This window comes from Streptomyces sp. NPDC051561, from assembly GCF_044454195.1.
In the GTDB taxonomy this organism is placed as follows: Bacteria; Actinomycetota; Actinomycetes; order Streptomycetales; family Streptomycetaceae; genus Streptomyces.
In genome coordinates this window covers 50,141-70,749 of sequence record NZ_JBITDM010000009.1, presented here as the reverse complement: position 1 = coordinate 70,749, position 20,609 = coordinate 50,141, and the positions used below count along the sequence as shown (strand labels likewise).

The 20,609-nt window shown below is 71.0% G+C and carries 14 protein-coding genes; 2 read left to right on the top strand and 12 right to left on the bottom strand.

Annotated elements, in window-relative coordinates; translation table 11 throughout:
• Positions 1-122: 122 nt before the first annotated feature.
• From ACIA73_RS21210 to ACIA73_RS21180, 7 genes are all read right to left on the bottom strand, one after another.
• Positions 123-695 carry a TetR/AcrR family transcriptional regulator gene (locus ACIA73_RS21210; protein ID WP_399440182.1) on the bottom strand — a complete coding sequence of 191 codons (573 nt, stop codon included), beginning with the start codon at positions 693-695 and terminating at the stop codon, positions 123-125.
• Positions 696-792: 97 nt separating this feature from the next.
• Entirely contained in the window at positions 793-2,388 is a 1,596-nt protein-coding gene (serA, locus tag ACIA73_RS21205; RefSeq protein ID WP_399440181.1) for a phosphoglycerate dehydrogenase, read from the bottom strand.
• A gap of 250 nt (positions 2,389-2,638) precedes the next feature.
• Positions 2,639-3,640 carry a ketol-acid reductoisomerase gene (ilvC, locus tag ACIA73_RS21200; protein WP_399440180.1) on the bottom strand — a complete coding sequence of 334 codons (1,002 nt, stop codon included), beginning with the start codon at positions 3,638-3,640 and terminating at the stop codon, positions 2,639-2,641.
• Positions 3,641-3,748: 108 nt separating this feature from the next.
• Complete coding sequence (gene ilvN / locus ACIA73_RS21195; RefSeq protein ID WP_362416045.1) at positions 3,749-4,276, bottom strand: acetolactate synthase small subunit; 528 nt, start codon at positions 4,274-4,276, stop codon at positions 3,749-3,751.
• A 30-nt stretch (positions 4,277-4,306) separates the two neighbouring features.
• The gene (locus ACIA73_RS21190) at positions 4,307-6,157 is read right to left on the bottom strand and encodes an acetolactate synthase large subunit (protein WP_399440179.1); all 1,851 of its coding nucleotides are present in this window, start codon (positions 6,155-6,157) and stop codon (positions 4,307-4,309) included.
• A gap of 248 nt (positions 6,158-6,405) precedes the next feature.
• Positions 6,406-9,375 (bottom strand): putative bifunctional diguanylate cyclase/phosphodiesterase, encoded by a 2,970-nt coding sequence (locus ACIA73_RS21185; protein WP_399440178.1) that lies wholly within the window; start codon positions 9,373-9,375, stop codon positions 6,406-6,408.
• 349 nt (positions 9,376-9,724) lie between these two features.
• Positions 9,725-10,702 carry a 2-hydroxyacid dehydrogenase gene (locus tag ACIA73_RS21180; protein ID WP_399440177.1) on the bottom strand — a complete coding sequence of 326 codons (978 nt, stop codon included), beginning with the start codon at positions 10,700-10,702 and terminating at the stop codon, positions 9,725-9,727.
• Between the two features lie 94 nt (positions 10,703-10,796).
• Between ACIA73_RS21180 and ACIA73_RS21175 the strand changes: the two genes are divergently transcribed.
• Positions 10,797-11,819 carry an aldo/keto reductase gene (locus ACIA73_RS21175; protein ID WP_399440176.1) on the top strand — a complete coding sequence of 341 codons (1,023 nt, stop codon included), beginning with the start codon at positions 10,797-10,799 and terminating at the stop codon, positions 11,817-11,819.
• A gap of 136 nt (positions 11,820-11,955) precedes the next feature.
• Complete coding sequence (locus ACIA73_RS21170) at positions 11,956-13,116, top strand: PQQ-dependent sugar dehydrogenase (protein ID WP_399440372.1); 1,161 nt, start codon at positions 11,956-11,958, stop codon at positions 13,114-13,116.
• A gap of 256 nt (positions 13,117-13,372) precedes the next feature.
• Here ACIA73_RS21170 and ACIA73_RS21165 read toward each other — a convergent pair whose 3' ends face one another.
• The 5 genes from ACIA73_RS21165 to ACIA73_RS21145 form a co-directional block, all read right to left on the bottom strand.
• Positions 13,373-16,555, bottom strand: coding sequence for a helix-turn-helix transcriptional regulator (locus ACIA73_RS21165; protein WP_399440175.1), 3,183 nt, complete (start codon positions 16,553-16,555; stop codon positions 13,373-13,375).
• A gap of 52 nt (positions 16,556-16,607) precedes the next feature.
• A complete protein-coding gene (locus ACIA73_RS21160; RefSeq protein WP_399440174.1) occupies positions 16,608-16,784 on the bottom strand; it encodes a hypothetical protein in 177 nt (58 codons plus the stop codon).
• Between the two features lie 296 nt (positions 16,785-17,080).
• On the bottom strand, positions 17,081-17,767 hold the full coding sequence (locus ACIA73_RS21155; RefSeq protein ID WP_399440173.1) for a hypothetical protein: 687 nt from the start codon (positions 17,765-17,767) through the stop codon (positions 17,081-17,083).
• A gap of 71 nt (positions 17,768-17,838) precedes the next feature.
• Complete coding sequence (locus ACIA73_RS21150) at positions 17,839-18,408, bottom strand: GNAT family N-acetyltransferase (protein WP_399440371.1); 570 nt, start codon at positions 18,406-18,408, stop codon at positions 17,839-17,841.
• Between the two features lie 89 nt (positions 18,409-18,497).
• Positions 18,498-20,609, bottom strand: coding sequence for a phosphocholine-specific phospholipase C (locus tag ACIA73_RS21145; RefSeq protein WP_399440172.1), 2,112 nt, complete (start codon positions 20,607-20,609; stop codon positions 18,498-18,500).

Sequence of the window (20,609 nt, the reverse complement as noted above, 5' to 3'; positions counted from 1 at the left end):
ATGCACAGCGGAGGACGGCCCACGCTAGGTGGACGCCGGGTGGGCGTCATGGGCCCGTGGACCCCACTCGGGGCCCAGGCGGCTCCCCCGCCACCTCGACCCCCATCCCCTTTCGGTTCGGCTCAGCCCCCCAGCACCACCCGCAGCCCCCGCGTCAGCTCCCGCGCGGTCGGCGCGGCTTCCGGGTCCGCCATCCACTGGATCATCACACCCGCCATGAGCGCCTGGGTGAACATGCCCGCCACCCGGGCCTTCTCCGGGTCGTCCTCGGGGACCATCCCGAGGAACGCCTCCGCGATGCCCGCCCGGCCCTCCTTCTGCGGTTCGCGGATCGCGTCGCGCAGCGACTCGTCCGTGTCGAGGCGGGCGATGACCTCCAACTGGAGCTTCCAGATCGGCACGCTCTGCGGGGCGGTGGCGATGAACCTCTCCCAGACCGCCTCGAACCGCGCGTACGGCTCGGTGGGGAGCGGCGGTGCCTCCTGCCGCCCGGCCGGACCCACCGCGTTGCCCCACTCCTCGGTCAGCGCGAGAAAGGCCTGGTTGAGCAGGGCCTCCTTGGAGCCGTAGTGGTAGCCGATGGAGGCGAGGTTGGTGCCGGACGCGGCGACGACGTCGCGGGCGGTGGTCCGGGCGTACCCCTTGTCCAGCAGGCACTTCTTGGCGCCTTCGAGCAGATCCTCACGATGTCCCATAAACGCAGCGTACCCCCTTCATGGACGCTCGTATAAGACGAGCGTCTATAAAGGGGGTACGGGTGGCCGGGGCCCGTGGCCCGGACCAACTGCGTTCCTAGTCCGCCAGGTTGATCGACCGCGCCGAAGCCGCGCCGATCTCCTCGGCCAGCTCGCCGAGGACCGCCTGCGGAACCGTGTCGTCCACGGTCAGCACCGCGAGCGCCTCGCCACCGGCGTCGGCCCGCGCGACCTGCATGCCCGCGATGTTGAGACCCGCCTCGCCGAGGACCCGGCCGACCGTGCCGACGACGCCCGGCCGGTCCTGGTAGCGCAGCACGACCATGTGGTCGGCGAGCGCGAGGTCCAGGTCGTACGCGCCGATGGCGACGATCTTCTTGAGGTTCTTCGGGCCCGCCAGCGTGCCGGAGACCGAGACCTCCTCGCCGCCGGTGAGCGTGCCGCGCACGGTGACCACATTGCGGTGCTCGGTGGACTCGCTGCTGGTGGTCAGCCGGACCTCGACACCGCGCTCCTGCGCGAAGAGAGGGGCGTTGACGTACGACACCGTCTCGTCGACGACGTCCTCGAACACGCCCTTGAGCGCGGAGAGTTCGAGCACCTTGACGTCGTGCTGGGTGATCTCGCCGTACACCTCGACGTCGAGCCGGGCAGCCACCTCGCCCGCGAGTGCGGTGAAGATCCGGCCGAGCTTCTCGGCGAGCGGCAGCCCCGGGCGTACGTCCTCGGCGATGACACCGCCCTGGACGTTGACCGCGTCCGGTACCAGCTCGCCCGCCAGCGCCAGGCGCACCGACTTGGCGACCGCGATGCCCGCCTTCTCCTGGGCCTCGTCGGTCGACGCACCGAGGTGCGGGGTGCAGACGACCTGGTCCAGCTCGAAGAGCGGGGAGTCCGTGCAGGGCTCCTTGGCGTAGACGTCGAGACCGGCGCCCGCGACGCGGCCCTCCTTGAGGGCCGAGTACAGCGCGGCCTCGTCGACGATGCCACCGCGGGCCGCGTTGACGATCCGTACCGCCGGCTTGACCTTGTGCAGGGCCTCGTCGCCGATAAGACCCAGCGTCTCGGGGGTCTTGGGGAGGTGCACGGTGATGAAGTCGGAGACTTCGAGCAGCTCGTCGAGGGTGAGGACCTTGACACCCATCTGGGCGGCCCGCGCGGGCTGGACGTAGGGGTCGTAGGCGACGACCTTCATCCCGAAGGCGGACATCCGCTGGGCGACCAGGGCGCCGATCCGGCCGAGGCCGACGACGCCGAGGGTCTTCTCGGCGAGCTCGACGCCGGAGTACTTCGAGCGCTTCCACTCGCCGTTCTTCAGCGCGGAGTTGGCCTGCGGGATGTTGCGCGCGGTGGCCAGGATCAGGCCGCAGGCGAGCTCGGCGGCGGTGACGATGTTGGAGGTCGGGGCGTTGACGACCATCACGCCCGACTTGGTGGCGGAGGAGACGTCGACGTTGTCGAGGCCGACTCCGGCGCGGGCGACCACCCGCAGCTTCTTCGCGGCGGCGATGGCCTCCGCGTCCACCTTGGTGGCCGAACGGACCAGGATCGCGTCCACGTCGGCGATGGCGGGCAGGAGTTCGGCGCGGTCGGCTCCGTTGCAGTGCCGGATCTCGAAGTCCGGCCCCAGGGCGTCGACGGTCGCGGGCGACAGCTCTTCAGCGATGAGTACGACAGGCTTGGCAGTGCTCACGTGAGTCCTCACTTGTGCTTTGCGGACGGCCGTCCCGACGGCCGCAGGCGTGGAGAGGGGCCGCGTGGAAGACGCACGACGCTGTGGGCCTGACGCGTGTATTGGTTCAGCAGTCTAGTGGTGCCGACGGGAGGGTTCTCCGCCCGTTCGTCAGCATCACCCGTCCGTGGCTGGACATGGCGTCCAGTGCGATACGGCTGCGGAGAGGGGCCGCGGCGTCGAAACGCGCGCGGCCCCTGCCCGGTGAGGCTTACGCTTCTTCGTCGTTCACCCAGCTCATGAGCTTGCGGAGCTCCTTGCCGGTGGTCTCCAGCAGGTGGTTCTCGTCGGCCTTCTTGTACTCGGAGTACTTCTTCAGGCCGCCGTGGTACTCGTCCATCCACTGCTTGGCGAAGGTGCCGTCCTGGATCTCGCCCAGGATCTTCTTCATCTCGGCCTTGGTGTCGGCGGTGATGATGCGGGGGCCGGTGATGTAGTCGCCCCACTCGGCGGTCTCGGAGACCGACCAGCGCATCTTCTCCAGGCCGCCCTCGTACATCAGGTCGACGATGAGCTTCAGCTCGTGGAGGCACTCGAAGTAGGCGATCTCCGGCTGGTACCCGGCCTCGGTCAGGGTCTCGAAACCGGCCTTGACCAGGGCGGCGGTGCCACCGCAGAGAACGGCCTGCTCGCCGAAGAGGTCGGTCTCGGTCTCCTCGGTGAAGGTCGTCTTGATGACTCCGGCGCGGGTGCCGCCGATGGCCTTCGCGTACGACAGGGCCAGCTCGAAGCCCTTGCCGGTGGCGTCCTGCTCGACGGCCGCGATGCACGGGACGCCGCGGCCCTCCTCGTACTGGCGGCGCACCAGGTGACCCGGGCCCTTGGGGGCGACCATGGCGACGTCGACGCCGGCCGGGGGCTTGATGAAGCCGAAGCGGATGTTCAGGCCGTGACCGAAGAAGAGGGCGTCGCCGTCCTTGAGGTTGTCCTTGACGGACTCCTCGTAGACCTGGGCCTGGATCGGGTCCGGGACCAGGATCATGATGACGTCGGCCTCGGCGGACGCCTCGGCCGGGGTGACGACGCGCAGGCCCTGCTCCTCGGCCTTGGCCTTGGACTTGGAGCCCTCGTGCAGACCGACGCGCACGTCGACACCCGAGTCCCGGAGCGACAGCGCGTGGGCGTGGCCCTGGCTGCCGTAACCGAGAACCGCGACCTTGCGGCCCTGGATGATGGACAGGTCTGCGTCGGCGTCGTAGAACAGCTCGGCCACTGGGTTTCTCCTATGTGTGCGGGTGTTGCGACCCACCGTACGGCGGGCTCAGGGAAGGAAGTCTTCGGGTCTCGGCATGCGAGAGACCTGGGGTGACGCGGTGGGTGGTTACGCGCTGCGGTCCAGGGCCCGCAGCGAGCGGTCCGTGATCGAGCGGGCGCCACGCCCTATGGCGATCGTGCCGGACTGCACCAGCTCCTTGATGCCGAACTGCTCCAGCATCTTGAGCATGGCCTCCAGCTTGTCGGCGCCGCCGGTCGCCTCGATGGTGACGGCGTCGGGCGACACGTCCACGGTCTTGGCACGGAACAGCTGGACGATCTCGGTGACCTGGGAGCGCGTCTCGTTGTCGGCGCGGACCTTCACCAGGACGAGCTCCCGCTGGATCGCGGCGGCGGGCTCCAGCTCGACGATCTTCAGGACGTTGACCAGCTTGTTGAGCTGCTTGGTGACCTGTTCGAGCGGCAGGGCCTCGATCACGTTGACCACGATGGTGATGCGCGAGATCTCGGGGTGTTCGGTGGTCCCGACCGCGAGGGAGTCGATGTTGAACCCGCGGCGGGAGAAGAGGGCGGTGATGCGGGCGAGGACGCCGGGCTTGTTCTCCACCAGGACGGAGAGCGTGTGCTTGGACATGAGTTTCTCTCTCTGCTCTCTACTGCTCGCTCAGTCGTCTTCGTTGTCGCCGAAGTCGGGGCGCACGCCCCGGGCGGCCATGACCTCGTCGTTGGAGGTGCCGGCGGCGACCATCGGCCACACCATGGCGTCCTCGTGGACGATGAAGTCGACGACGACCGGGCGGTCGTTGATGGAGTTGGCTTCCTCGATGCACTTGTCGAGGTCCTCGGGACGCTCGCAGCGGATCGCGTAGCAGCCCATCGCCTCGGAGAGCTTCACGAAGTCGGGGACACGGGTGCCCTTGGCCTCGTTGCCCTCGCAGTCCTGGCCGCTGTGCAGCACGGTGTTGGAGTAGCGCTGGTTGTAGAAGAGGGTCTGCCACTGACGGACCATGCCGAGGGCGCCGTTGTTGATGATGGCGACCTTGATCGGGATGTTGTTCAGGGCGCAGGTGGTCAGTTCCTGATTGGTCATCTGGAAGCAGCCGTCGCCGTCGATCGCCCAGACGGTGCGGTCCGGCATGCCGGCCTTGGCGCCCATCGCGGCGGGGACCGCGTAACCCATGGTTCCGGCGCCGCCGGAGTTGAGCCAGGTCGCGGGCTTCTCGTACTGGATGAAGTGCGAGGCCCACATCTGGTGCTGGCCGACGCCCGCCGCGTAGATGGTGTCCTCGGGGGCGAGTTCACCGATCCGCTGGATGACCTGCTGGGGGGAGAGCGAACCGTCGTCGGGCTGGTCGTAGCCCAGCGGGTAGGTGTCCCGCCAGCGGCTCAGGTCCTTCCACCAGGCGCTGTAGTCGCCGGTGTTTCCCTCGGTGTGCTCCGCCTGGACGGCCTGGACCAGGTCGGCGATGACCTCGCGGGCGTCACCGACGATCGGCACGTCGGCGGCGCGGTTCTTGCCGATCTCGGCCGGGTCGATGTCGGCGTGGACGATCTTCGCGAAGGGCGCGAAGCTGTCCAGCTTGCCGGTGACACGGTCGTCGAAGCGGGCTCCGAGGGCGACGATCAGGTCGGCCTTCTGCAGCGCGGTGACGGCGGTGACCGCACCGTGCATGCCCGGCATTCCCACGTGCAGCGGGTGGCTGTCGGGGAATGCGCCGAGCGCCATCAGGGTGGTGGTGACGGGCGCTCCGGTGAGCTCTGCGAGGACCTTCAGTTCGGCGGTGGCCCGCGCCTTGAGGACGCCGCCGCCGACGTACAGGACCGGCCGCTTGGCGGCGGTGATCAGCTTGGCGGCCTCGCGGATCTGCTTGGCGTGCGGCTTGGTGACGGGCCGGTAGCCGGGCAGGTCGTTGGTGGGCGGCCAGGAGAAGGTGGTCTGCGCCTGGAGCAGGTCCTTGGGGATGTCGACGAGGACCGGGCCCGGGCGGCCGGTGGAGGCGATGTGGAAGGCCTCGGCGATGGCGCGCGGGATGTCGGCCGCGTCGGTGACCAGGAAGTTGTGCTTGGTGATCGGCATCGTGATGCCGCAGATGTCCGCCTCCTGGAAGGCGTCGGTACCGATCGCCTTGGAGACGACCTGGCCGGTGATCGCCACCAGCGGCACCGAGTCCATCATCGCGTCCGCGATCGGCGTGACCAGGTTCGTCGCACCGGGGCCACTCGTCGCCATGCAGACGCCGACCTTGCCGGTGGCCTGGGCGTAACCGGTGGCCGCGTGGCCCGCGCCCTGCTCGTGGCGGACCAGGACGTGGCGGACCCGGGTGGAGTCCATCATCGGGTCGTAGGCCGGCAGGATCGTGCCGCCCGGAATGCCGAATACCGTGTCGGCCCCGACCTCTTCGAGGGACCGGATGAGCGACTTCGCACCGGTCACGTGCTCGATCGGGCTGCTCTGGGGTCCGGTGTTTCGGGGCCGGGGCTGCGGATGGTGGGCCCCGGTGGCCTGCTCGGTCATCGGCATTCTCTTCTCGAAGCTGAGGGTGGGAGCTGCTGAGGTGAAGCGAGGTTCTGCACGGTGTTTTACGACGTTTTGGGTAGTGCTGGTGCAACAAAAAACCCCCCGTGCCGTGAGGCAAGCGAGGGGAGCGCGTCGGGGCGGGACAAGCAGGTTCAGCGGTGAACTCTGCTTCAGCCGACGCGCTTTCCAAGTACGAGAATTCGGGTGCGCATGGCACTGACCCTCCCTCCGGGGCACTGGATGTGTCAAGTGGGTGGGACGGGCGTCTCATTATTTGAGCGCAATGGCGGATGCGTGAACGAGTCGATGCCGGGTGCGCCCGTATGCCGTACGGGAAGTGATCCGCCGGTCAGCACGGGCAGTGCGGCGCCCGGACCGCCGGGTACCGGGAAGTCCCCGCGCGCCAGCGCCCTGCGCAGCCGGTACTCGTCCAGCGGCCCGGAGAACGCCATGCCCTGCCCGTGGGTGCACCCCATCGCACGCAGCGCCACCATCTGCTCGGGCAGGTCGACCCCGTCGGCGACGGACTGCATGCCGAGGTCGGTGGCGATCCGCAGCAGCCCGCTGGTGATCTTGTAGAGCCTGGCCGACTCGACGACGCCCTCCACCAGACCGCGGTCCAGTTTCAGTACGTCGATAGGCAGGCGCCGCAGTGCGTTGATGGCGGCGTAACCGCTGCCGAAGCCGTCCAGGGCGATCCGTACGCCGAGCCTGCGCAGGGCGGCCAGGCGCTGTTCCAGGTCGTCGAAGGAGACTCGGGGGTCGCTGTCGGAGATCTCTATGACCAGCGATCCCGAGGGCAGCCCGTGCCGGGTCAGCAGGGCCTCCACGGAACCGAGCGGCATGGACCGGTCGAGCAGCCGGCGGGCGGTCATCCGGACGGTGACCGGGACCGGGTGGCCGGCGCGGTTGCGCTCGGCGGCCTGCTCGACTGCCTCCTCCAGCAGCCAGCGGCCGAGCTCCGCGGTGCGGTCGCTGTCGTCGGCGACCCGCAGGAACTCGGCCGGGGTGAAGAGGATGCCCTGCGCGGACCGCCAGCGGGCCTGCGCCGCGACGGCGGCGATGCGGCCGGTGGCCAGGCTGACCACCGGCTGGTGGAGCAGGGCGAACTCACCGTCGTGCAGGGCGGATCGGAGGCGCGCCGCCAGTTCGGTACGGCGCACCACCTCGGCCTGCATCTGGGGGGCGTAGAGCTCGACGCGGTCCTTGCCTGCCGCCTTGGCGCGGTACATGGCGAGGTCCGCGTTGCGCATCAGGTCGGTGGGGGTGATGCCGGGTTCGGCGAAGGCGACGCCGATGGAGGCGGCGACCCGGACATCGTTGCCGTCCACCTTGTACGGCTGGGAGAGGGTGAGGCGGAGCCGGTCGGCGATCTCGTGCACCTGGTACTCGCGGGCGGCCTGGTCGCGGGTGCCGTCGCCCAGGATCAGGGCCGCGAACTCGTCGCCGCCGAGGCGGGCCGCGGTGTCCCCGATCCGTACCGAGTCCTGGAGGCGGCGGGCGGCCTGGACGAGCAGTTCGTCGCCCGCCTGATGACCGAGCCGGTCGTTCACCGCCTTGAAGCCGTCCAGGTCGATGAAGAGGACGGCGGTGCCCAGGTCGGTGGCGCGGCGGCCGGCGAGTGCCTGGCGGACGCGCTTGGTGAACAGGGCGCGGTTGGGCAGGTCGGTGAGAGGGTCGTGTTCGGCGTTGTGCTGCAACTGGGCTTGGAGGCGTACCCGTTCGGTGACGTCGCGGCTGTTGAAGATGAGGCCGCCCTGGTGGCGGTTGACCGTGGACTCGACGTTGAGCCATTCCCCCGTACCGGACTTGAAGCGGCACTCGATGCGGGTGGTGGGTTCGTCCAGCGGGGAGGCGGCGAGGAAGCGGCGGACCTCGTGGACGACCTGGCCGAGGTCGGCGGGGTGGATGATCGAGGCCAGCTCGGAGCCGACCAGTTCCTCGGCGTCGCGCCCGTAGACCCCGGAGGCGGCCGGGCTGACGTACCGCAGCATCCCCGTCGGGGCGGCGATCATGATGACGTCGCTGGAACCCTGCACCAGGGAGCGGAAGTGGTTCTCCTTCTGGGCCAGTTCCTGGGTGAGGGAGATGTTGTCGACGAGCATGATGCCCTGCCGGACGACGAGGGCGAGGACAACCGTGCAGCCGGTGAACAGGACGACCCGGTCGAGCTTGTGGCCGTCCATCACGTTGTAGAGGATCCCCAGCACGCAGACCGCGGCGGCGAGGTAGGGAGTGAGCGCGGCGAGTGAACCGGCGATGGGACGGCTGGGGTTGCGGCCGAGGCTCCGGCCCTGCTGCCGGTGCTGCTTGCTCTGGGCGTACGGCTTGCTCTGCGCGTACGACGTGCTCTGTACGGTCGCCCTGCTCCGGTCGTACGACGCGGGCTCGCGCCACTCGGCGGCCTTGCGCGCCCCCCACGGGGCGTAAGCGAGCAGCAGGGAACCGGCGAACCAGCCGGCGTCCAGCAGTTGCCCGGAGTGGTAGCTGTCGCGCAGCAGCGGCGAGGTGAACAGGGCGTCGCACAGCACGGTCATGGCGAGTGCCGCGATCGCGGTGTTGATCGCGGCCCGGTTGGCCGACGAGCGCCGGAAGTGCAGTGCCAGGACCATGCTGACCAGTGCGATGTCGAGCAGCGGGTAGGCGAGGGAGAGCGCCGAGTGCGCGACGCTGGCGCCCCGGAAGGCCGCGCTGTGCGCGAGCGCCAGGCTCCAGGAGAGGGTGAGCAGCGAACCGGCGATCAGCCAGGAGTCGAGGGCCAGACAGAGCCAACCCGCCCTGGTGACCGGACGCTTGGCGAGGACCAGCAGGCCGACGATGGCGGGCGGTCCGAAGCAGAGGAAGAAGAAGTCGGCGAACGAAGGGGCCGGTACGGGGCGCTCCAGCACCACTTCGTACCAGCCCCAGACCGCGTTCCCGCAGGCGGCCATCAGCGAGGACGCCGAGAACAGCAGCCAGGCGGGCCTGAAGCGGCTCTCCCTGGACCTGGCGTAGAGGAAACAGGAGACCGCGGCGATCAGTGCGGCGGCGGCGAGACCGAAGTCGCCCATGATCAGAGCCAGTTGCGGAGAACCCCAGCCGAGGGCCGAGCCGGCGGCGTATCCTCCGCAGATCACCGCGAGGAGGAGTTGGGTCAGCAGGCTCGAACCGCTGCCTCCGTCACCCCGCTCCTCGGCGGCCGGATGGTGGGCCAGCAGGGCCCCCGGGGCACTCATCGGGCCACCCTGGACGGGGGTTTCCGGCGGCGCCCCGGCCGCCGGTGTGCGGGCCGGTGACCCGGCGGATGACCCGGCCGCGTCGGATCGTCTCTCCATTGGCAGTGCATCGCCCGTCGCCCCCCTTGCAGTGTCCGTCGTGCTCCCCAGCGCCGTGGGTGTGGTGCACGGCGCAGCCCCTAGGTCGGGACGATACACCAGTCCCGTCACTCAGGGACATAGTTCCTCTACTCTCCGTAACTACCGGTGGGGGCAAGGGAACTGAGTGCGCCCGCCCGGTTTCGGAGCGTGTCGGATGGGGGACTTTTCGGGCGTACGGCGAGGGGGCCGGGCGGCCGCCCCGGTCACCTCAGCCGAGTGTCCTGACGACGTTCTCCAGGGGCTCGCCGGCCACGAACCGGTGCAACTGGGCGGCCAGCAGCCGCTTGGCGCGCGGCATGAAGGCGGAGGTGCTGCCGCCCACATGGGGGCTGATGAGTACGCCGGGGGTGTGCCACAGCGGGTGGCCCGCGGGGAGCGGTTCCGGGTCCGTGACGTCGAGTGCGGCACGCAGTCGGCCCGACTCGGCCTCCGCGATCAGCGCCTTGGTGTCGACGACGGGACCGCGCGAGACGTTCACCAGGAGGGCGCCGTCCCGCATCCTCGACAGGAACTCGGAGTCGACCATGCCACGGGTGTCCTCGGTGAGCGGGGTGGAGACGATCACCACGTCCGCTTCCGGCAGCAGGGTGGGCAGCTCGGTGAACGCGTGCACCGCGCCGCGCTCCGTGGTGCGTGCGGAGCGCGCGACGCGCGCCACCCGCGCGCACTCGAAGGGAGCGAGCCGGTCCTCGATGGCCGCGCCGATCGCCCCGTATCCAATGATCAGTACGGACTTGTCGGCGAGCGCCGGGTAGAAGCCGCCGCGCCACTCCTCGCGCTGCTGGCCCTCGACGAAGCCGGGAATGCCGCGCAGCTGGGCGAGGACCAGAGCGAGGGTGAGCTCGGCGGTGGAGGCCTCGTGGACGCCGCGGGCGTTGCAGAGCGCGACGCCGGAGTGCGGGCCGGGGCGCAGTCCGTCCACGACGTGGTCCACGCCGGCGGAGAGGGTCTGGACGACCTTCAGTCCGGTCATCTCCGCCAGCGGCCGTACCGCGACCTCCGGTCCCCTCATGTACGGGACGACGTAGAAGGCGCAGTCGGCGGGATCGGCCGGGTAGTCGGCGGCGCCGTCCCAGAACCGGTAGGTGAGGTGGTGCGCGGCGGCGTCGGGCAGCGCGTCGATCTCGGCGGGGGGTATCGGCAGCCAGACGTCGGCGGGGCGGGGCGCGGAGAGGTTGTCGGTCATGGTCAGGAGGCTAACCGGCCGGAGGCGGGTCGGGTCGGGGTGCCCCGCAGCGGTTAGGTTTGGTGGTGCGGCAAGACGGAGGGGTACGGGCAAGGTGGAGCGCAGGACAATCGGGGCCACAGCGCTCCAAGTGGGCGCGGTGGGGCTCGGCTGCATGCCGATGAGCTGGGCGTACTCCGGCTCACGGCAGCGCGGCGAGGAGTCCGTGCGGGCCCTGCACACGGCGCTCGACCAGGGGGCGAATCTGCTCGATACGGCAGATATGTACGGGCCTTTCACCAATGAGCTGTTGATCGGACGGGTGCTGCGGGAGCGGCGCCGGGAGGCCTTCGTGTCGACGAAGGTGGGGCTGCTGGTCGGTGATCAGCACATCGTCGCCAATGGGCGCCCCGGTTACGTCCGCCGGGCCTGCGACGCCTCGCTCCGTCGCCTGCAGACCGATGTCATCGACCTCTACCAACTGCACCGCGCCGACCCGGAGATACCCGTCGAGGAGACCTGGGGCGCGATGGCCGATCTGGTACGGGCCGGGAAGGTACGGGCGCTGGGGATGTGCGCGGTGGGGGCGCGGGCCTCGCGGCGTTCGGGTACGGGGGTGGGACGGCCGGCGTCGGGCGGGCTGCACGACGACACCGTGCGCCAACTGGAGCGGGTGCAGCAGGTGTTCCCGGTGGCTGCGGTGCAGGCCGAGCTGTCGGTGTGGTCGCCGGAGGCGTTGGAGCGGCTGCTGCCGTGGTGCGAGGCGCGCGGGGTGGGTTTCGTGGCGGCGATGCCGCTCGGGAACGGCTATCTGACCGGGACGCTGACGCCCGGTCAGGGCTTCGAGCCCGACGACGTACGGGCCAGGCATCCGCGGTTCACCGCCGAGATGATGGCCGCGAACCAGCCGCTGCTGGTCGGGCTGCGGCGGGTGGCCGGGCGGCACGGGCCCGGGGTGACTCCGGCGCAGGTGGCGCTGGCGTGGGTGCTGGGGCGGGGACGGCATGTCATCCCGGTGCCGGGGACCAAGCACGAGCGCTGGGTGACGGAGAACGCCGGAGCAGCCGAACTGACTCTGTCCGAACTGGACTTGGCGGAGCTGGGCGATCTGCCCGCGGCACAGGGGTCGTGGGACTGACCCTTCCGTTTATCGTACGTCGTGGTGGTGGACCGGAATCGGGAACCTGCTCGGCGGCGGCCGGTGTATGAACTGTGGGGAGGCGCCGCCTCCTGGCTTTCGCGACGGAAGGGATCACATCGTGCGACGTCCTGCTGTGTCAGCGGTACTGGCCGCCGCGGCGCTCCTGCTCATGGCGGGATGCACCGACGGCGGGCCGGGGGCCGGAACCCCGCCGGGGGGCGGGAGTTCGGCTTCGGGGCATGCCGAGCCGACCGGGAGTGCGGTGCCTTCGGGTACGCCGAGCCCGGTGGGGGCACCAGCGAAGGGGTCGGCGAAGGTGACGGGGACGCTCACCACGGGGCTCAAGTCGCCCTGGGGGATGGCCGCGTTGCCGGAGGGGGATCTGCTGGTCTCCTCCCGGGACGAGGGCACGATCACCCGGGTCGACGCGAAGACCGGGAAGCAGACCCTGGTGGGGAGCGTGGTGGGGGTCTCCCCCGCCGGTGAGGGCGGTCTGCTGGGCCTCGCGCTGTCCCCTTCCTTCGCCACCGACCACCAGGTCTACGCGTACTTCACCACCGAGTCGGACAACCGCATCGCCCGCATGATCTACGACGAGAAGCGTCCCGCCGGACAGCAGCTGGGCACACCGGACACGGTGTTCCGGGGCATCCCCAAGGGGAGCAACCACAACGGCGGGCGGATCGTGTTCGGCCCGGACAAGATGCTGTACGCGGGTACGGGTGACTCGGGCGAATCGCAGCTCGCGCAGGACCCGAAGTCGCTCGGCGGGAAGATCCTGCGGATGACCCCGGACGGCGAACCGGTGCACGGCAACCCGTCCGCCGACTCGGTCGTCTACTCGCTCGGTCACCGCAATGTGCAGGGCCTCGCCTGGGACAAGGACCGCCGGCTGTGGGCGGCGGAGTTCGGCCAGGACACCTGGGACGAGCTGAACCTGATCGAGCCCGGAAAGAACTACGGCTGGCCGACCGTGGAGGGCAAGGCCAAAAAGCCCGGCTACGCCGACCCCGTCGCCCAGTGGAAGACGGACGAGGCATCACCGAGCGGGATCGCGGTCGCGGAGGGCTCGGTATGGGTGGCCGGCCTGAGGGGCGAGCGCTTGTGGCGCGTGCCGTTGGCGGGTGCCGGAGTGGTGGCTCCCCCGGAAGCCTTCCTCACGGAGAAGTACGGCCGTCTGCGCACGGTGCTGGCAATCGGCGGCGACCAGCTCCTCGCCCTCACCAACGAAACGGACTCCCGGGGGTCCCCCGAAGCCGGAGACGACAGGATCCTGCGAGTCTCGGTGCATTAGCGGACTGCCGGGGCACACCCCCTCGCCCCTGCCGGCTCGCTCGGGCGGCGGGCTCACGCCCGCCTCTCGCCCTCGCTGGGACGCCGGGGGCGCTCCCCTCGGCCCCGCTAGCCCGCTCGGGCGGCGAGCCCTCCCGCCCCTCCCCGATTACCTCAGCCCGCTTGGGCGGCGGGGCCGCCCCCGGGGGCGGGACGGGCGGGCAAGGGGGCGGCCCCCGACGGAGTCGCACCCTCACCGCCCCCGGCCCACCCCGGATTCAGGCTCCGCCGGCCGACGCTTCCTCGCGGAAGAGGTCCAGGCGGTGGGCCACCGCCGCCGCCTCACCACGCCCGGTGACCTCCAGCTTGGCCAGGATGTTGGAGACGTGGACGCTGGCCGTCTTGGGAGAGATGTAGAGCTCCTCGGCTATCTGACGGTTGCTGCGCCCGTCCGCCACCAACCGCAGCACATCGCGTTCCCGCGGGGTGAGCCGGAAGGCCGGACCCTCCGGGGCGGAGCCGGCGAGAACCGGCGCCGGCACGAGCCGGGTACGGCGGGCCAGCGCGGCCACCCTCTCAGCGAGCGGCCGGGCCCCCAGCCGCGCGGCCACCTCCCCGGCCAGCCGCAGCAGCTCCGCCGCCCGCTCCCGGTCGGCAGCCCGATCGGCGCCCCGCTCGGCCGCCCGCCCGGCGCCCGGGACCCCCACCTCCAGCAAGACGTCCGCCAGCCGCAGACGTACCCGGGCCAGGTCGTACGGCCGGTCGAGCGGCTCGAAGGCGGCCACCGCCGTCGCCCAGTCCTCGGGCGTGTCCGAGCCCTCCGCCCGGAGGAGTTCCGCGCGTACCCAGGCGTCGTAGGCACGCCACAACGGCACCCCGGTGACCAGGCGCTTGGCATGGGTGTGAAGGAGGGCGAGGGCCTCGGGGCGGCCGGGGCCGGCGGCCGGAAGGTGCCGGTTGTCGGCCTCCAGGGTGGCCGCTTCGAGGAGGAGCGGCCAGGCGAAGCGGTGGGTGCCGAGACGGAAGCCGCCCTCGGCGGCCCTGGCCAGTTCGGCGCGGGCGTCATGGACGCGGCCCTCGCCTGCCGCGATGGCGAGGCCGAAGCGGTGCAGCTGCAGCGTGTACTGGGGCATCGGGTCGTGCAGGCCGAAGTGGTTGCTGGCGTCGGTCAGCCGGGCCGCGGCGACGGCGAGTTCGCCCCGGGCGAGGGCGAGTTCGGTGCGGCGCAGTGCCGCGGAGCCGAGCGGTTTGGCGCTGGGCTCGGCCCGCTCGGTGAGCCGGCAGTTGGCGTCGGCCTCGTCCCAGCGGCCGAGTGAGAAGAGGGACTCGGACTGGTTGCCGAGGATCCAGTGCCGACTGTCGACGAGGCCGTGCGCATGGGCGTACTCCAGCCCCTGGGCACACAGTTCGACCGACTCGCGGGAGCGGCCGACGGACTCCAGGTGGGAGGGGATGTTGCCGAGGCAGCGGTTGGCGACGGTGATCAGTTGCCGGGCCAGTGCCCGTTCCTGCACCGCGCGCATTTCGGCGAGGCCCTCCTCGACGTTCCCCGAGTCGACCATCAGGCCGCCGAGGGTGAGCCGGGAGGTGAGTTCGGTGTCCTCCGCGCCGACCATCCGGGCGTACTCGACGGCCTGTTCGGCGATGGCGATGGCCTCGGCGCCCGGCTCGTGGAGCATGGCCCAGCCGGCCACGTACGACAGGATGTCCGCGTGCACCTTGGACGGCGGCAGGCCGCGCACCAGCTCCTGGGCGGTGGCCAGTTCGGCGCGGCCGTCGCCCCGGGAGAGGCCGGAGACCGCCTTGGAGCGCTGGAGCCAGAACCAGGCGCCGCGCAGCGCGTCCACCTCGTCGTACCGGGGGCGGCCGTCGGGGCCGGTCGCCGCGTCCTCGTCGAGCAGCCGCAGGGCCCTCTTGGCGATCTTGAGGGCGCGTTCGCGTTCGCCGCCGAGGCGGGCGGCGACGGTGGCCTCGGCCATCAGGTCGAGGTAGCGCAGCGGGGCGCCGACCGGGTCGCAGCCGCAGGGCGGGTAGACCTCGGCGTAGTCGATGGGGCGCAGGGTGGCGCGGACCTCGCGCGGGGCGTCGTCCCAGAGTTCCAGTGCCCGCTCCAGGAGCTGGAGTTGCTCGGCGCGGGCGTGGCGCTTGCGGGCCTGTACGGCGGCGGTGAGTACGGCGGGCAGCGCCTTGGCCGCGTCGTGGGCGGCGTACCAGTAGCTGGCCAGTCGGGTGGCGCGCTCCCCGCTGCGGACCAGTGAGGGGTCGGCCTCCAGGGCCTCGGCGTACCGGCGGTTGAGCCGTGAGCGCTCCCCCGGCAGCAGGTCGTCGCTGACCGCTTCGCGGACCAGCGAGTGGCGGAAGCGGTAGCCGTCGCCCCCCGGGGCGGCTTGCAGGAGGTTGGCGCCGACGGCCGGGCGCAGCGCCTCGATCAGGTCGTCCTCGGCGAGTGCGGCGACGGCGAGCAGCAGCCGGTACTCGACGGTGGATCCGCCCTCGGCGACCACGCGGATCACCCGCTGGGCGTTCTCGGGCAGCGCCTCGACCCGGACCAGCAGGAGGTCGCGGAGGGAGTCGGTGAGGCCGGTGCGGCAGCCGCTGCCCATCGACACGGCCAGTTCCTCGACGAAGAAGGCGTTGCCGTCGGAGCGGCCGAACACCGCGTCCACCACGGTGGGTTGGGGATCGCCCGCGAGAATTCCGGCGAGCTGGCGGTCGACCTCCTCGCGGGTGAAGCGCGGGAGGTCGATGCGCTGCACGGTACGGAGCCGGTCCAGTTCGGCCAGCAGCGGGCGCAGCGGGTGGCGGCGGTGGATGTCGTCGGCGCGGTAGGTGCCGAGGACGATCAGGCGGCCGGTGCGCAGGGTGCGGAAGAGATAGGAGAGGAGGTTGCGGGTGGAGGCGTCGGCCCAGTGCAGGTCCTCCAGGACGAGGACCACGGTCCGGGTGGCGGCGATGCGCTCCAGGAGGCGGGCGGTCAGCTCGAAGAGGCGGGCGGTGGCGTCTTCGCCGGAGGCGGGAGCTCCGTTGGGGCCGGCGGTGTACGCGGGGCTCTCGGCCAGTTCGGGCAGGAGGCGCGCCAGCTCGTCCTCCTGGCCCGCGGCCGCGGTGGCCAGCTCGTCGGGGAGGAGTCCGTGCAGGGTGCGCAGGGCTGCGGAGAAGGGCGCGAAGGGGAGGCCTTCGGCACCGATCTCGACGCAGCCGCCGACGGCGACGACGGGGGCGGCGGAGCTCTCGGGGGTGTCGGTGGTGCTGCTGGTGCCATTGCTGCCGGTGGTGGCGGTGACCCGGTCCACGAACTCCTCGACCAGACGGGTCTTGCCGACTCCCGCCTCGCCGCCGAGCAGCAACGCCTGCGGCTCGCCCGCGGTGGCGCGGGCGAGCGCATCGTTCAGCGTGTTCAGTTCTTCACTGCGGCCGACGAACACGGGACTGACTGACCTGGTCTCCACGTCGCCGAGCATCGCACAGGGCTTCGACGCTCCGGCACCCACTGTCCGCATAGCGGTCGGCCGGTCAGGCGGCGTGGGTGAAGTGATCGCGGAGCGAAGTCACACGGTGTGTGAGGTTGTTGAGCTTCGAGGTGGGTGCGGCGGCCTTGCGGGCCTGGCGTGCCGTGCGGGCGAGACGGGCCTGGTCGGCCTCGGCGACGAGGGCGGCGTGGCGGTTCTGCTGGATCTCGTACTCGAACATCTTGGGTTCCCCCGGGGAGAGTCGGCTTCGCATCGCTCGTTCTGCGATGACTGAAGCTTCGCTTCCCAGAGGGTGCCGGGGCATCGGGAGAGTGCCGGATCTTCGGGGCCTGGCGGGGGCACGGGGGTGCTTAGACGGGGGCTCAGGTGGGGCCTTAGACGCCCGGGGGACGTCCGGGGGTCTCTAAGGAGGGGGGTGAGGTGCTTAGGAGCCGGTGCCGAAAGCCGACCGGTCCGCCCCCGAACGCCGACCGGCCCGACCCCGGGCGGGGACGGGCCGGTGGTGCGGAAAGGTGCCTATCCGGCCGGGGTGGGCGTGGCTGCCGGCGCGGACGGCATCGCCGCGAAGAGGTCGAAGTACATTCCGGCGGAGATCAGCAGGCCGATGACGGCGAGGGCCACGCCGCCCCAGGCGACCGCCTTGATCCACACCGGGCGCGGGGCCGCGGCCGGGGAGGTGCTGCGCACGGCGAGCAGTACGCCCACGCCCACCAGCAGCGCCAGCAGCGCGAAACCGCCGTTGACCAGTGCCGTGGTGTGCCACGCGTTGCCGTAGAGCCCGTCGATCTGGGCGGCGGGGTCGCTCGCCTTGGAGAGGCTGAGCTGGCCGACCAGGGTCTCGCGCTCGGCGAGTACCCGGCCGGTCCAGCCGCCGGTGAGGGCGACCAGGCCGAGACCGGCGGAGACGATCGCTCCGGCGCCCGACCCGACCCCGGCGGAGGACTTGGCCAGCCGCGCCTCCTCCGCGTCCAACTCGGCTTCCAGGGCGGCGGATTCCTCGGCGGTGAGCTCCGGCTCGGAGTTCTCGGCGTCCTTGGTGGTCGCGGTGGTCGCGGTGGCCCCGGTGGGCTCGGCGGTCTTCGTGTCCTTGGTCTCGGACGCCTCCGATGCGGCGGCCGGTGCGTCCTTCACACCGGCGTCCTCAGTGGCAGACGCCTCGACGGGGGCATCGGTCTTGGTCTCGGTACGGGTCTTGGCAGTCATGTGCGGCACGCTAGGTCCCGTATCTGAGAGTCCCCTTAAGAAGTCCCCCCACGTAAACCCGGCCTCGCCCGTCACTGGGCCGCCGCACGCCACTCCGGTGCCAGTACCGACCAGATCTCGTCGTCGTGCCGCACTCCCCGGTACAGATACGCCTCGCGCCGCCCGCCGTCCCGCTGCATCCCGAGCCGCTTGGCCACGGCGACGCTGGCGGTGTTCTCGGGGTTGCAGATCCACTCGACGCGGTGGATGCCGCGCCCGTACACCGCCCAGTCGACCAGCGCCCGGCACGCCTGGGTCACCAGGCCGCGCCCGACCGCCGAGGGCTCCAGCCAGCAGCCGATCTCGCAGTTGCCCGCCGCCGCGTCGAAGACCCGGAACATGACACCGCCGACCAGGGTTCCGTCGAGCCAGATCCCGAAGATCTGCCCGCCGTCGGCGGCGGTCTTCTCCGCGTACCGCTGGAGAAAACCGCGCGCCGACTCCAGGTCCTTCACCACGTCGGGCAGGCCGACGTACTGGCCGATGTGCTCCCGGCCGCGGTCCAGGTGCGCCAGGAATTCCTCGGCACGCCACGGCTCCAGCGGCCGCAGCACCGCGCTTGAGCCGCCGTCGCCCTTGTCCTGAAGGTCAATGCCGAACACGCCGTTCCCCGCTTCCAGAGCGCCACTTTTCGTGGATCTTCGCATGCCCGGCACCGACCTCGCACAGCCATTCGGATCAGGGGCGGGGATCAGCCCGAGACGCTCGGCCGCCCGTTCTCGATGTGCCCCATCAGACGGCGCCGGAAGCCCGGCTCCCCGTCGACGGTGACCGCCAGGTCGTACCAGCCGTGTGCGTCGTCCGCCGAGTGGACGATGCTGCGGCTGCGCCCGGGACGTACCGTCACGCGCCTCGGACGCCGCTCGTCCAAATCGTCCTCGTCCGCGTAGGCGAGGGGCTGAACGGTGAAGGTGACGGCCCTGCGACCGCGGTTGGTCAGGGTGAGGTGCAGATCGCGGTCGCGCTCCTCGATGCGGGTGGAGACCTCGGCCGTCCCCGCCCGGGTGCCGGCGAACTCGCGGCGGAAGCCGTTGGGTCCGGTGAGGGTGAAGCGGTACGCGTCGCCGGCCAGCGGCACCGTCCAGTCCGTGTGCCCCTTCACGTCCAGGTGCTGCGGCACGGTGAATTCACCGGCGTACGGGTAGAGCGCGAAGTGCGCGCTGGCGCGTCCGGAGTTGCGCACCGACAGCTTCAGCGAGGCACCGCCCGCTGCCACCTTTCCGTGCACATCCGGCTGGTACGGCAGGGCCCTCGCCCGCCGCCGCCCCGGCTCCTGCACCGGCATGTGCTGCTCCACGGGCGGCACCGGACGCCACCTCCCGGTGAACGGCGGGATCGCGCCCGGCTGGTCCACGGCGGGCTGCCGGTAGGACTTGTGGAAGTCGAAGGCCGAGGTCAGGTCGCCGGTGACCTGCCTGCGCCACGGGGTGATGTTGGGCTCACGGATCCCCGTCCAGCGCTCCAGGAAGCGGATCACCGAGGTGTGGTCGAACGTCTCCGAGCAGACGTAACCGCCAACCGTCCACGGCGAGACCACCAGCATCGGCACCCGGATGCCGAGCCCGGTGGGCCTGCCCTTCCAGCGCTCGTCGGTGTTGCTCTCCGGCGGAACGGGCGGCGGGACGTGGTCGAAGAAGCCGTCGTTCTCGTCGTAGTTGATCAGTACGGCGGTGTGCCGCCAGACGTCCGGATGCGAGGCGAGCGCGTCCAGCACCTGGTAGACGAGGGAGGCGCTGGCGACGGGGGAAGAGGCGCCCGGGTGCTCGGAGTCGATCGCCGAGGGCACCAGGTAGGAGACCTCGGGCAGCTTTCCGGCGGCGATGTCGGCACGGAAGTTCTTGGCGAGGCTGCCGGTCTCACCACGGCGCAGCCCACGCTCGAAGAGGGACCGCTCGTTCTTGTCGAGGGTCGCGACGCCCTCCTCCAACAGCCCCAGCAGCCTGGCCCGCTCGGCCATGTCCTTGGTGTCGCGCACCGCCGCGTAGAAGGACTCCATGAAGGTGTGGCCACCGGTCCTGGCCAGCGCCTTGCGGGCGATCTGCTTGAAGGTGGTGAAGAACTCGATGTTGTTGTCGGTGAAGTTCTCCCACTCGGTGTACGTCTGCCAGCTGCGCCCCGCCTTCTCCAGGCGCTCGGCGTACGTCGGCCAGGGGTAGCCGGGGTGGGTGCCCTCCGAGTACGCCGCGTTGGTCACCGCGCGGGTGCCGTTGGCCTCGTAACCGGTCCAGCCGGACCACAGGTGGTTGCGGTTGGGGCTGGTGGAGGTGTGGATGGAGGAGTGGTAGGCGTCGCAGAGGGTGAAGGTGTCGGCGAGCTCGTAGTGCAGGGGGATGTCGCGGCGGTCGTAGTAGGCCATGGTGGCGCCGGTCTTGGCGGTCACCCAGCCGTTCATCCAGCCCTGGTTCCAGGCCTTGGCGCCGCCGTCCCAGGAGTGGTCCAGGTCGCCGATGTACTGGAGGTCCTTCTTCTGCGCGTCGGCGGCGTCCCGTACCGGGAAGGGCAGCACGCTCTTCAGCGGCCCCGACGGCTGCTCGAACACCGGCTTCCCGCCGGGCAGTTCGATGGCGTTGCGGTCTCCGAAGCCACGGACGCCGCGCAGGGTGCCGAAGTAGTGGTCGAAGGACCGGTTCTCCTGCATCAGTACGACGACGTGCTTGATGGCGCGCAGCCCACCGGCCGGCGGGCGCTTCTCCGCGGCGATGGCGGCCTGCAGCGACGGCGGCAGCAACGATCCCGCGGCCGCGACGCCGAGCGCCCCGCCGCCGATCGCGAACAGCCGTCTGCGGGTGAGGTCAGTGGTCAA

Coding starts and splice junctions, on each gene's coding strand:
- ACIA73_RS21210 (WP_399440182.1), bottom strand. CDS start 695: ATGGGACATCGTGAGGATCTGCTCGAAGGCGCCAAGAAGTGCCTGCTG.
- ilvN (WP_362416045.1), bottom strand. CDS start 4,276: ATGTCCAAGCACACGCTCTCCGTCCTGGTGGAGAACAAGCCCGGCGTC.
- ACIA73_RS21190 (WP_399440179.1), bottom strand. CDS start 6,157: ATGACCGAGCAGGCCACCGGGGCCCACCATCCGCAGCCCCGGCCCCGA.
- ACIA73_RS21185 (WP_399440178.1), bottom strand. CDS start 9,375: ATGAGTGCCCCGGGGGCCCTGCTGGCCCACCATCCGGCCGCCGAGGAG.
- ACIA73_RS21180 (WP_399440177.1), bottom strand. CDS start 10,702: ATGACCGACAACCTCTCCGCGCCCCGCCCCGCCGACGTCTGGCTGCCG.
- ACIA73_RS21165 (WP_399440175.1), bottom strand. CDS start 16,555: ATGCTCGGCGACGTGGAGACCAGGTCAGTCAGTCCCGTGTTCGTCGGC.
- ACIA73_RS21160 (WP_399440174.1), bottom strand. CDS start 16,784: ATGTTCGAGTACGAGATCCAGCAGAACCGCCACGCCGCCCTCGTCGCC.
- ACIA73_RS21155 (WP_399440173.1), bottom strand. CDS start 17,767: ATGACTGCCAAGACCCGTACCGAGACCAAGACCGATGCCCCCGTCGAG.